The sequence below is a fragment of the Moorena sp. SIO4E2 genome (genome assembly GCF_010671945.1).
Lineage (GTDB): Bacteria > Cyanobacteriota > Cyanobacteriia > Cyanobacteriales > Coleofasciculaceae > Moorena > Moorena producens.
In genome coordinates, this window is the sequence record NZ_JAAHIE010000185.1 from 1 (window position 1) to 12,662 (window position 12,662).

Consider the following 12,662-nt stretch of genomic DNA (forward strand, 5'->3'; position numbering starts at 1 on the left):
CTATAGCATTTGAATTTGATATGTTCAAATTTAATTGATTAACAAAGGTAACAGGTAACATTAGGAAAGAGAGCCGACAATTGTTTCGTGTTATGGTAAATCAGCATTGGTTTTCATGAATCTATTTTTAATTTTAAATGCTATAGGTTGCGATTTTTTTATTAAAATCTATAGGTTTTTGCCCCCAATTATATGCTTTTTTAATGTTTAAGATTGATGAATTTAATGCTTTTCCCCTAGAAAGCTTGACTACTGGAGAGAGGGTCTAGGTTTAGCGGCAAAGGTTAATGCTTGTACTGCACCAGGAGCCCCCATCTGCTTTGCCTGTTGGTTATTGAACTCAACGATTACATTGCCAGCATCCCCAGCTTTAACAAATAGTTTTTCGTTAGCAACCCAAGTCTTCTGGGTTCCTTCTTCTAGGATGCCTTCATATTTTTTCTTGCCATCTGCCACGATCAGAAGCCAAGATCTACCTTTGAGAGTGATATCCACCTGAACTGGCTTATGTGGACTGGACGGTATCTTGGTTAAGGCTAACTGCGCTTGCGAGTTAGTTTGATCTAAATTACCGGGTGTCGGTAATGATTGAGCTGGAGACAAGTTTGGTTCCTTATCAGTTATTTGTGGCTTAGAAGGGTTGATTAGGACAGATAAGCCACTCACCGAACCAATAACCAAGCCAATGTAGAACAAATAAAGATGAAACGGTCGCAGTTGAGGAATCCAACTGTTACCCCACGAAAGTGTTGACCTTTGTACAGTTACCCCAGTGGGAAAAGCCTTGGCAAACTCGTCTCCATCTAAGCCTAGTGCATCCGCAAAGTGCTTGATAAACCCTTGAACATACACAGCTTCTGGTAATTGGTCTAGCTTGCCTTGCTCTATTGCCCTCAAAAATCGTGCATTAATTCGGGTGCAAGTGGCAATTTCCCCAATGCTTTTAGACTGTTGAGTGCGTAACTGGCACAGGTATGAACCCATTTCTGCCAGCTTCTTCTGTTGTTGTTCCTGCAACGGGACTTTGTTTTCATTCATACACGGTACTCCTCGACATCTGCTGGCATTTTTACTGAACAATGGTGGATTTACTGGTAAGAAAACTCACCTCTACATCATTCAAGGCACGGTAGTCACCACAAGGAAGAATTGGCTCTCCTGGTAGATTTAATTTAATCGGGCCAATAGCAGTACGATGTAGATGAATCACTGGATAGCTTAGCAGTTGAGCAACACGACGGATCTGTCGGTTTCTACCTTCGGTTAAGACCACCTCCAAAAGTGTGGATTGACCCTTACGCTTAAGTACACGGACTTGAGCGGGTAACGTTTTTTTACCCAGCAGATTAACACCTTCACGCCAAGTTTGCAGGACCGATTCTGGGGGATTACCCCGTACCCAAACCTGATACGTCTTAGGTATGTGATGACTAGGATGGGTCAGGCGAAATGTTAGCTCACCATCATTGGTCAGTAGTAATGCACCTGTAGAATCGGCATCCAGCCTTCCTACAGGATGAATCCCCTGACCCTTGGTTAGTTTATCCGGTAATAAGTCAATTACTGTCGGACGATTCCGGGAATCTCGGCAAGTGGAAACTACTCCAGCAGGCTTGTTCAGTAAAAGGTAGATAGATTGAGGTCGCTGATAGGGGTTTATCGGTTTGCCATCCACTTCGATTACATCTGTTTCTGGATCAGCTTTCTGCCCCAAATGTACAGTCGTACCATTTAGGCGCACTTGTCCTGCGGCTATCATCTTCTCGGCTCGACGCCGTGACGCAATACCCCACTGTGAAAGAATTTTTTGTACTCTTTCCTCCATGACCCAACATTTGGCTTGAGCTTTGTCTTCTGGACTATGGTGATGCTGAATTTAGTTTGCCTTATGCTTATAGTGTGCCCAGGAGTTGATTTCCATTAGACAACGACTTCAAAATACTATGTACAAATAGTACAAGAAGGTGTTCTTTTGGTTAAAACTCCGAAAAGCTCGAAGCAAAAGCCAAGCCAGATTATCAGCAAAGTTATTTCCCCAGCGCTACGGCTGTGGCTGCGATCGCAAGTAGAGGAAGTTGCTACATTGCAACTAAGCATTGTGGGACGCGATCGCCAAATCCTGACTGGTTACATTCCTCAGGTTGCCCTTGCTGCCAACCAAGCAGTTTATCAAGGACTGCATCTAACCCAAATTCAGCTCGAAGGCAGTAATATTAAACTTAACCTGGGTCAGATAATTAAGGGTAAACCCCTACGTCTTTTAGAACCAGTTCCCGTAGTGGGTCAGCTATTACTCCTAGAACCAGACCTGCAATCATCTCTTGAAGCACCCTTGTTATCTAACGCTTTGACGGAGTTATTATATACATTCCTTAAATCAGATGATATCATTAAACCCGGTAACGACCCAAAACAGCCACAAATACGCTGGCAAAAGATTAATATCAATATAGGACAGCTGACCTTAAGAGGCATTTCAACTAATCCTGATGTTGGTACCAAGCTGATAGTAATTCGTGCTGGTATCCAACTGGCGACCCCCAACCAACTGGAACTGAACCCCTTGCAAGTTCAGATAGACCCTGATGCCCCCCCGATTAGCTTAGATGGGTTTCTAATAAATTTAGGACCAGAGGTGGAGCTTCTTGAACTTACCCTCACAACTGGACAACTGATATGTCGTGGAGGACTGAAGGTAATGCCTTAGGTGTTAGTCCTTACTTTGTATAGCACTACCCATTCAGATGTTTGACATTCCTAAACTCCGAAACGTAAGTAATCGCTTACTTTTGACTTCTGACTTCGTTCCTTCTCACGCTAAGCGTAGCGCTATAAGACCCGTGGAGATTGTCGTTGGCCTCACCATCGCTACCTTTGAGGGCGCTCCATCCCTTGCCAACTAAATCCTATTCCATATCAATAAGATAACCATCTTCCTTCCGCCCCCTAATATTAAGTAATGTAACAATTATGCCGTCATAGCAGCTTAATGTCTTGACAGCTAGAGAGGAAGCCGATAAGGTTAAATACATACCCGGGTACAACGATATAAAAAATATATGCAAGACAAGCAAAAAGTTACTCTTTATCTTCCACCAGGATTGCACCGTCGGCTCAAAATAAAAGCGGCTGTTGATTCTGAATCAATGTCAGCTATGGTTGAGAGGGCGATTATATTCTACATAGAACACCAAGATGTGGTTGAAGAGGTAGACCAATATGGACAAACCCATCAAGTATACTCCTGTCCTGAGTGTTCTAGTGACTTGGTTCTCTCAGAGGGACAATTAGTTGCTCTGAAAAACCAACCTGGTGTGATATCGGAAGAACTCCCAGTAGAAAAGGTAACAGCGAAAGTATGCTCCATTACCGATTCTCACGGAGAAGAGGAATTGGTTCCTTGTTAAGGTAGCCAAAGTTAAGGTAGACAAATTAATCTACTCCCAGAGCAGACTTAGTTAGCTCAGTGGTTCAGTTGAAGATGTTTGGGCAGTTGTAAGCCGTCTCTAATATTAGGTAGAGTTATGCAAGAAGAGATAAACGTTCTCATTCAAGCTCAATATCCTCTAATCTACCTCGTGACTCCCGAGGAGGAGCGGGCAGAGAGGGCAATAGCAATGATTGCTCAAAGGAAGTCTCAACAGCAACGAGTCTTTGTTTGGACCGTCACTCACGGGATTGTTGAGTATGGTCAATCGCGCCACACCACTCAGCACAATACGGTCTCTCCTGAGGCAGCAGTTCAGTGGGTAATTCAACAAAAAGAACCTGGTATATACATCTTTAAGGACTTACATCCCTTTATCGATGCACCAGCAACTACCCGATGGTTGCGGGATGCGATGGCAAGCTTTAGGGAGGAAGCTAAGAAGTCTCTTAAAAAGTCTATCATCGTAATGTCCCCGGTGCAGCAGATTCCTATTGAGTTGGAAAAGGAAGTGGTCGTGCTTGACTTTCCCCTACCAAACCTTAAGGAACTTAACCAAGTCCTATCCCACCAACTGGATCAGAGCAAAACTCGTCGAACTACTACAGAAACTAGGGAAAAGCTGCTCAAAGCAGCATTAGGCTTGACCCGGGATGAAGCAGAGAAGGTTTATCGCAAAGCCTACGTTAAAGCTGGTCGTCTCACCGAAGCTGAAGTCGATATTGTTCTATCCGAGAAGAAGCAGATCATCCGCCGCAACGGTATCCTAGAGTATATCGAAGAAGATGAAACCCTCGATTCTATAGGAGGGTTAGAGGAACTGAAGCGTTGGCTAAAGCAGCGCTCTAATGCCTTTACAGAGAGGGCGAGAGAATATGGTTTGCCTCAACCGAAGGGAATGTTGATTCTAGGGGTTCCTGGCTGTGGTAAATCTCTGATTGCCAAAACTACGTCTCGTTTATGGGGTCTGCCACTATTGCGCCTGGATATGGGGCGGGTATACGATGGCTCGATGGTAGGGCGCTCGGAAGCCAACCTGCGCAATGCTTTGAAGACGGCAGAATCAATCTCTCCAGCTATTCTCTTCATAGATGAGCTTGATAAGTCGTTTGCTGGTAGCAGTGGTTCTTCTGACTCTGATGGGGGTACTTCAAGTCGAATCTTTGGTTCTTTCCTGACCTGGATGCAAGAAAAAACCTCACCAGTTTTTGTGATGGCGACAGCCAACCGAGTGGAGCGCCTACCAGGAGAATTCCTGCGCAAAGGTCGTTTTGATGAGATATTTTTTGTTGATTTACCCAACACCCAAGAACGCCAGCAAATCTTTGAAATTCACCTGAAAAAGCGGCGTGGAGATATTGACCGCTTTGACATTGAACAGTTAGCTAAGGTTTCTGAAGGTTTTTCTGGGGCTGAGATTGAACAAGCCCTGGTGGCAGCGATGTACGAGGCATTTGCTCAAGACCGGGAGTTTACTCAACTGGATATTATTGCCGCGATTAAATCAACTCAGCCTCTATCGCGCACGATGACAGAGCAGGTTGCAGCCCTGAGGGACTGGGCTAGGCAACGCGCGCGACCTGCTGCATCCTCCGTAGCTGAATATCAGCGTATGGAGTTCTAACAGGCTTTCTCCTGCTCCCAACAGGAGTAAAGGCTAGCAAAAAATTGCTAGCAGTTTGATAAGTAGCCGCTTGTAATTGTTGAGGGCGGCTAGCCATAAAAGTAAAACGCTACGTTGTCCTTTCTCTGATACCTTTTCTGGAGGAAATCCACATGTCTCACTTTAGCACTCTGCGCACTAAAATCACCGATGCCGAAATCCTGAAGACTTCCCTGTGTGACCTGGGAATCAATGTTAAGACAGAAGCTGATGTTCGCGGCTACAATGGTCAACGAGTTCGCGCTGACTTGGTTGCCGTTCTCGAAGGCGAATATGATCTAGGTTGGTCTCGCAACAGTGATGGCACCTTTGACCTGATTGGTGACCTTTGGGGTGTGGCGAAGAAGCACAACCAAACCGAGTTGATCAACTCCATCAACCAGAAGTATGCCGTTAACAAGACCTTGGCAGAAGTCAAGCAGCGTGGCCTAAACAATGCCAACGTTAAGTTGGTGCTACAAAAGTAGTCCATTTAGGCGTTCCCAAGCTCACGGGTTGACCAATTGTATAGCGGGTTAACCCGTTTTTTTGTGCAAATTTTTGTGCAATTGTATAAATTTCGATTTTATAAAAGCCGATAAAGCATAAAGGCTGACAACTCCGACGGCTTGATTAAAACTTCTTTTTCAAGGAAGTTTTAATATTATGCAAACGGTATGATGTTTTCAGTCATAGTAAAATATCCTATACTCAACCTGTCCAGATGCGGCTCTACGCCCATCTCGTAACAATTGTTTATAATCCCCCATTTTTGAGCTGGGGGAAAGTTCAAGCAATTAATATATAGATTGTGTCAATGCAGTCTAATCTAGTATTTTGAGGGGATACCGTTGTGAGTAATGTGATTACAATCGAAGATCAAGAGTTTGAAGCCGAAGTTTTAAAAGCCGAGAAGCCAGTACTGGTATACTTTTGGGCAACTTGGTGTGGACCATGCCGCTTAGTATCCTCATCAATAAACTGGGTTGCGGAAAATTATAGCGATCGCTTAAAAGTCATTAAGATGGAAGTAGACCAAAATAAAGATGCCGTTGCCAAGTGCAAGGTAGAGGGTGTCCCTGCTCTAAGACTGTTTAAAAAGGGTGAGCTAGCCAAATCCCATGAGGGAGCAATTACCAAACGTCAATTGCAGACTATGCTCAATGAGAACCTTTAAATTAGGGCAGTAAGGGGCAATGGGAGCAATGCCAGCGCAACCGATGGGAAAGGCTCGAAAAGAATAGACAAAAGAAAAAGACTAAGATTAAAATGCAGTTTGCCCAACGTTTACAACCTCTGCAAGCAAATGTATTTGCCGATATGGATCAGGCAAAAGCGTTGGCAGCTGCTAGGAAAGAAATCATTGACCTATCATTAGGGTCTTCCGATTTACCAGCTCCCAAGCATGTGTGTGCTGCGATTGAAGCCTCGTTGTATGATCCCAGCACTCACGGTTACTTGCTGTTTCATGGTACTAAAGCTTTTCGTCAGGCAGCAGCTAGCTGGTATACTGAAAAATTCGGTATTCCGGTTGACCCAGAAACTGAGGTGCTACAACTGATTGGTTCTCAGGAAGGCACAGCTCATTTACCTTTAGCTGTGCTTAATCCGGGGGATTTTGCTCTGCTACAAGACCCAGGCTATCCTTCCCATGCCGGTGGTGTCCACCTAGCCAGTGGTCAGATTTATCCCATGCCCCTATTGGCAGAGAACAATTTTTTGCCTGTATTTGAGGATATCCCCCAGGCAGTGCTAGCTCAAGCACGGATGATGGTGTTGAGTTATCCCCATAATCCCACTACTGCGATCGCACCCTTGTCTTTTTTTAAGGAAGCAGTAGCGTTTTGTCAGTGCCATAATCTGGTATTAGTTCACGATTTTCCCTACGTTGATATCGTTTTTGAAGATACCACAGGGAATGGGGAGCAGATCGGGAAAATCCCAGAAAGCCTTAATCCCACCTCTGTTGCTCCCTCAGTTTTGCAAGCAGACCCAGATAAAACTGTATCGATTGAGTTTTTTAGCTTTTCCAAGTCTTACAATATGGGAGGCTTCCGGATTGGCTATGCTATCGGTAATGCTCAAGTGATTCGAGCTTTGCGGCAGGTGAAAGCGGCCATTGACTTTAACCAATACAGGGGGATTCTCAATGGTGCGATCGCAGCGTTGAATGGTTCTCAAGACATTGTTAAACCTGTAGTCACCACCTATCAACAGCGACGGGATACCTTTGTCGATGCTTTAAACCGGATTGGTTGGTCAGTGCCAGTGCCACTAGCCACTATGTATGTCTGGGCAAAATTGCCAGAACCTTGGGCAGGGAACTCAGTGAAATTTTGTACTAGCTTGGTAGAAGCCACTGGGGTTGCTGTTGCTCCAGGAGCTGGTTTTGGCAAGGCTGGTGAAGGCTATGTGCGTTTTGCCTTAGTACAGGAACCAGAAGTTTTGGAAAGAGCAGTGGAGAGAATTTCAGGATTTTTGCAATCTCATCAATAGGTACCTAATACCCTGTCGAATTTAATGTTAAGGGTTAGGGCAAGGTATTAGGAGCAACAGCTCAGAATGAGTTTTTAGTAGGTTAAACCCTAATCAGCTATGGGGCGGCCCTTGAAAACCATAGGTTTACCTACACCCTATGTTATTGCCCGATGTTATTTATTGTTAACGTGTTACAGCACCTGATTAGTATCCTCATTGATAGGCAGATCGAAAACTACTTCAAACTTTGCTTCTGGCATATACCGATCCAAAAATCGGAGATGGTTATCAGCATCCTGACGATTAAAGAACCTAGCAACTGTGTACCTTTGGCATTTAGGCAGTAGACGCATAAGAGCCCAAGGGCGAGTGTAGTCTTCTGTTAGTGGGATTTGTCGATTAGTCATGCTTACCCCTGATTTGACCTAATAAGATCACTGGATGATTGCTTGATGAAAGGCGATCACAGGCTGATATGCGTTCGCTGAAAGCGGGACGCGCGTCCATCGCCTAGCTTATGAAAGACCTTTGTTTTCTGTCGAATCTTTAGTCACATTAATCTAAAATCGCTGACTAAAAAACAGCCGGGTGATCTGGACATTAAGATGATTCTGTGATATCGCTACACTCCTGATCACGACAGGGAAAGATGATGAGCTGATTGCGGTGCGACCCCGGTCGGGTTTCCCGACAAGGGTGAACGCGCACCAAGAGAAAAGCTCACCTATTAACAGAGCTGTCCGCCGTAACCCACCAATATTCACCAAGTAATCGCTGTCTTAAGATTTACTTTATAAACAGTCTCTAATTTTCATCAGCTAGCCTAGCCATTAAACGTAAGTATTTAGTTAAAAAAAGCCCTTTAACATTACACTTACGACATTATAGCGTAAGACACATTTGCTATAATAATGGTATGTAAAAAGGTCGAACAATTACCAAGCTGGAAACATAAAAAGTTACCTAAAAATTGTTAACTTGAATCCTGCCAGTAATTGCAATGATTGACGCTGTAGCTAATGAAATAGTGTACATTAATGGGAAGACTGGACAAAAAATGCCCTAAGCTCCATCAATAAAGTTAACCTTTAATCATAACATCCAATGACTACTGCTGCACCAGCTAAAACTCAATACGAAGCAATCATTGGTTTAGAAACCCATTGTCAGCTTAGTACCGAAACCAAAATTTTTTCTAACTCTTCCACAAAATTTGGTGCTACCCCTAATACCAATATTGACCCAATTTGTATGGGGATGCCAGGAGTGTTACCGGTTCTGAATCAAAAGGTACTAGAGTATGCTGTCAAAGCGGGTTTAGCACTCAATTGCCAGATTGCCCCCTACAGCAAATTTGACCGGAAACAGTATTTTTATCCTGACCTACCCAAAAACTACCAGATTTCCCAATACGACTTGCCCATTGCTGAGCATGGCTCACTGGAAATTGAAGTGTCCGATGATGACGGTAATCCTATCCGTAAAACGATTGGCATCACTCGCCTACACATGGAGGAAGATGCAGGGAAACTGGTTCATGCTGGTAGTGACCGACTGGCTGGTTCTACCTACTCCCTAGTAGATTTCAACCGTGCTGGGGTACCCCTGATTGAAATAGTATCAGAACCGGATCTGCGCTCTGGTCAAGAGGCAGCAGAATACGCTCAAGAGCTGCGTCGGATTGTACGCTACATCGGTGTCAGTGATGGCAACATGCAAGAAGGGTCCCTGCGTTGTGATGTCAATATCTCTGTACGTCCTGTGGGTCAAAAGGAGTTTGGCACCAAAGTTGAAATCAAAAATATGAACTCCTTCAATGCTATCCAGAAGGCGATTGAGTACGAAATTGACCGGCAAATCGCAGCTGTGGAAGCTGGAAAATCGATTATTCAAGAAACTCGCCTTTGGGAAGAGGGTAGTCAACGCACCATTAGTATGCGGACTAAGGAAGGATCTAGCGATTACCGCTATTTTCCTGAACCTGACTTACCACCGATTGAAGTGTCAACGGAACAATTAGAGCAATGGCGCAGTGAGCTAGCAGAACTTCCTGCCCAGAAGCGGCATCGTTATGAAAGTGAACTGGGACTTTCTGCCTATGATGCCCGGGTGTTGACGGATGATCGTCAAGTGGCAGAGTATTTTGAAACAAGTGTTGCTGCTAATGCTAATCCCAAACAAGCCGCAAATTGGGTAATGGGAGATATTGCTGCTTATCTTAAGACTGAGAAACTGGCTATTACAGAGATTGCTCTGAAACCCAATACTCTGGCAGAACTGATTAACTTGATTGATGATGACACCATTAGTGGTAAGATTGCCAAGGAGATTTTGCCAGAATTACTGTCTCAAGGTGGTTCTGCTAGGGAACTGGTGGAACGTAAGGGTTTGATTAAGATCTCTGACCCGGATCAACTCTCAACCATTATTGATGAGGTACTGGCTGCCAATCCTAAGAAACTCGAACAGTATCGCAATGGTAAGACCAAGCTGCAAGGTTTCTTTGTGGGACAGGTGATGAAGAAAACTAGCGGACGAGCTGATCCTAAGCTGACTAACCAAATTTTGGGCAAGAAGCTCAAGGGTGATTGAGGTAACGGGCTTGCCAGCTGTTGCTGATCACCAATCACTAATGACCAATCACAAATAACAAATAACAAAGAAAAGGAGAGTCACTGTCGTGACCCTCCCGATCATCAGGGTGCATCTACATATCAAAATATACACTATTTTGTATGAGGGGTGTAACCCCTTTTTTTGTTTTTTTGTAAAGTTTTGAGATTTTATAGCAATTCTGGAAATTACGGCTACACATCAAGCTACAGATCAATACCCTTGGTGCGTAAGTCCAGAAGACTTGGTATAATCCCGGATTGGGCATGAATTATGGTTTAAATGGAGGAATCATGTCGGACTGGCAAGAGATTAGTGGTGGGATAACAGCTCCCAGGGGCTATCAGGCAGCAGGCATTACCGCAGGTTTAAAACCTTCGGGTCAGCCAGACTTAGGGTTGATATTATCAGAGGTGGATGCGATCGCAGCTGGGGTGTTCACCACCAGTCATGTCCGGGCTGCTTGTGTAGATTATTGCCGTCAACGCTTACAAGCTAAAGCTAGTGCTCGTGCTATTTTGTGTAATGCTGGACAAGCCAATGCAGCAACGGGTGAGCAGGGTTGGCAGGATGCTCTAGCTAGTGCTAAAGCTTTGGGTGAAGCACTCAATGTTTCTCCTAATTCGATTTTGTTGGCATCGACAGGGGTGATTGGTCAACGTATCAAGATGGATGCTCTATTGTCAGGAATTCCCCAATTGGTAGCACAAGCATCCGAAACTGGTTCCGATGCAGCAGCTCAAGCGATTATTACCACGGATTTAGTCACTAAATCCATTGCTATGGAAACCATGATTGATGACCGTCCGGTCAGGATTGGTGGTATGGCTAAGGGATCTGGTATGATTCATCCCAACATGGCGACTCTGCTAGCATTTGTAACTTGCGATGCTGCAGTGTCTACTTCCCTGTGGCAACAGATGTTAAAGCGGGCAGCGGATAACAGTTTTAATCAAATTACCGTAGATGGGGATACCAGCACCAATGACACTCTAATTGCCTTGGCTAATGGTCAGTCCCGAACATCAGCAATTACAGAAATGGGACCAGCAGCTGTGAAGTTGGAGGGGATGCTGACAGCAGTATGTCAGCATTTGGCAAAAGCGATCGCACGGGATGGAGAAGGGGCAACCTGTTTGATTGAAGTCCAAGTCACTGGCGCACCGGATGATAAAGGGGCTCGTCAAATTGCTAAGACCATTGTTGGGTCATCCTTGGTCAAGTCTGCCATCTTTGGACGAGACCCAAACTGGGGAAGAATTGCCGCAGCCGCTGGCCGTGCAGGAGTACCCTTTGAGCAAGAAAACCTGCGGATTCAGTTAGGGGATGTCTTGCTGATGGAAAATGGTCAACCCTTAGGGTTTGACCGTCAACAGGCTAGTGATTATCTCAAACAGGCTGCTGCTGGTGCTTATCTTAAAGAAGATACGGTTTTAATTCAGGTTAATGTGGGGAATGGTCATGGTGTTGGTCAGGCTTGGGGTTGTGATTTGAGTTATGACTATGTCCGGATTAATGCGGAATATACCACTTGATTAGGCTTGTTGCCAAAGACGCCTTGAACAATAAGAAACCATAACAAATCCTGATAGCAAAGGGAACAGGGAACAGGGAACAGGGAACAGGGAACAAAAATTATCACAATTCCTACACGGATCCCTATAATAATCAATTAATCAACCTAGTTATGGTTAATTGGTTAGTGTTAGTGGTTATTTATGGTTAATTAGTTATTGCTTATTCAAAGACCAATCATAGTTCAGATATTTGATCTTGTAATTCCCCTGCTCAAGATACTTCTGATCTTCTGGACTAAGGTAGTCACTGATAAAGTTTAACACCGCCCGTTGATTGGCGTTACCAGTAAATTTGTCATCGACACCATAGGTTTCTTTCCAATCTTCCCCAAACCACTTAAAGATGGAAGAAAGATATACGCTACCTTCTTGACGGTCAATACGAAAGCCATGGGGACTAACTAGAAATTTCTGTGTCTGGTCATCCAGTTGCTGATCGAGTTTTTCCCCAGTATATGGTTCATTTATTAAGGGAGGACAACTGATAGCGGCGCAAACTAAAGCCATATGAATTCGGGGCTCGTTGAATTGCGTTCGCAGTGTCTTGTGTTCGATATTATCTAAGGTTTTAGAGTCTCCAGCAATGTTGAATTGGCGTCCTTTCCAGACTCCTTTAATATCCCGAATACTCTTTTTGAGCGGGTTTTGATCAATAATTGATTCTAGAGTAAAGGAGTTGTAAGCATTTATCAAGAAAGCAATCTTTTCTGCTTCATCCCAAGACTGATAGGTGCTAGGATCAACAGCACCTAAGGAGGCATTAAACGTCTCCAGCTGCTCTGGATTTTTCTGCAATTCTTGGTAATTAACTAGCGCTTTATTGTTGACATGGTTTTTTAGGACAGTAGCATAGTCGTCATAATTCAATAGATTTCTATCAGTGCCTCTATTTACTTGTACTTGAGAATCTTTTGCTGGTGCTTGA

The 12,662-nt window shown here is 44.3% G+C and carries 12 protein-coding genes; 8 read left to right on the plus strand and 4 right to left on the minus strand.

Going from position 1 to position 12,662, the window contains the following annotated elements:
* Positions 1-249: 249 nt before the first annotated feature.
* Together F6K37_RS19045 and F6K37_RS19050 are read right to left on the minus strand one after the other, a co-directional pair.
* Positions 250-1,038 (minus strand): helix-turn-helix domain-containing protein, encoded by a 789-nt coding sequence (locus F6K37_RS19045; protein WP_008177680.1) that lies wholly within the window; start codon positions 1,036-1,038, stop codon positions 250-252.
* Positions 1,039-1,069: 31 nt separating this feature from the next.
* Positions 1,070-1,825: a pseudouridine synthase gene (locus tag F6K37_RS19050; protein ID WP_008177683.1), complete on the minus strand. Its 756-nt coding sequence runs from the start codon at positions 1,823-1,825 to the stop codon at positions 1,070-1,072.
* A gap of 147 nt (positions 1,826-1,972) precedes the next feature.
* Between F6K37_RS19050 and F6K37_RS19055 the strand changes: the two genes are divergently transcribed.
* The 6 genes from F6K37_RS19055 to F6K37_RS19080 all read left to right on the plus strand — a co-directional run bounded on the left by F6K37_RS19055 (position 1,973) and on the right by F6K37_RS19080 (position 7,565).
* Positions 1,973-2,707, plus strand: a complete 735-nt coding sequence (locus F6K37_RS19055; protein ID WP_008177685.1) for an LmeA family phospholipid-binding protein — start codon at positions 1,973-1,975, stop codon at positions 2,705-2,707.
* Positions 2,708-3,059: 352 nt separating this feature from the next.
* The gene (locus F6K37_RS19060; RefSeq protein ID WP_008177686.1) at positions 3,060-3,407 is read left to right on the plus strand and encodes a slr0373 family blue light stress response protein; all 348 of its coding nucleotides are present in this window, start codon (positions 3,060-3,062) and stop codon (positions 3,405-3,407) included.
* A 117-nt stretch (positions 3,408-3,524) separates the two neighbouring features.
* Entirely contained in the window at positions 3,525-5,051 is a 1,527-nt protein-coding gene (gene ycf46, locus F6K37_RS19065) for a stress-responsive protein Ycf46 (RefSeq protein WP_008177688.1), read from the plus strand.
* A gap of 152 nt (positions 5,052-5,203) precedes the next feature.
* Positions 5,204-5,557, plus strand: coding sequence for a DUF1257 domain-containing protein (locus F6K37_RS19070; protein ID WP_008177691.1), 354 nt, complete (start codon positions 5,204-5,206; stop codon positions 5,555-5,557).
* Positions 5,558-5,922: 365 nt separating this feature from the next.
* Positions 5,923-6,246: a thioredoxin family protein gene (locus F6K37_RS19075; RefSeq protein ID WP_287251586.1), complete on the plus strand. Its 324-nt coding sequence runs from the start codon at positions 5,923-5,925 to the stop codon at positions 6,244-6,246.
* Between the two features lie 92 nt (positions 6,247-6,338).
* Positions 6,339-7,565 (plus strand): LL-diaminopimelate aminotransferase, encoded by a 1,227-nt coding sequence (locus tag F6K37_RS19080; RefSeq protein WP_287251587.1) that lies wholly within the window; start codon positions 6,339-6,341, stop codon positions 7,563-7,565.
* A gap of 173 nt (positions 7,566-7,738) precedes the next feature.
* Here F6K37_RS19080 and F6K37_RS19085 read toward each other — a convergent pair whose 3' ends face one another.
* Entirely contained in the window at positions 7,739-7,954 is a 216-nt protein-coding gene (locus F6K37_RS19085; RefSeq protein ID WP_008177697.1) for a hypothetical protein, read from the minus strand.
* A gap of 697 nt (positions 7,955-8,651) precedes the next feature.
* Between F6K37_RS19085 and gatB the strand changes: the two genes are divergently transcribed.
* A complete protein-coding gene (gene gatB, locus F6K37_RS19090; RefSeq protein ID WP_008177699.1) occupies positions 8,652-10,139 on the plus strand; it encodes an Asp-tRNA(Asn)/Glu-tRNA(Gln) amidotransferase subunit GatB in 1,488 nt (495 codons plus the stop codon).
* A 314-nt stretch (positions 10,140-10,453) separates the two neighbouring features.
* A complete protein-coding gene (gene argJ, locus F6K37_RS19095) occupies positions 10,454-11,695 on the plus strand; it encodes a bifunctional ornithine acetyltransferase/N-acetylglutamate synthase (protein ID WP_287251591.1) in 1,242 nt (413 codons plus the stop codon).
* A 195-nt stretch (positions 11,696-11,890) separates the two neighbouring features.
* Here argJ and F6K37_RS19100 read toward each other — a convergent pair.
* The coding region (locus F6K37_RS19100) for a DUF547 domain-containing protein (RefSeq protein WP_287251589.1) at positions 11,891-12,662 on the minus strand (772 nt) is incomplete at its 5' end.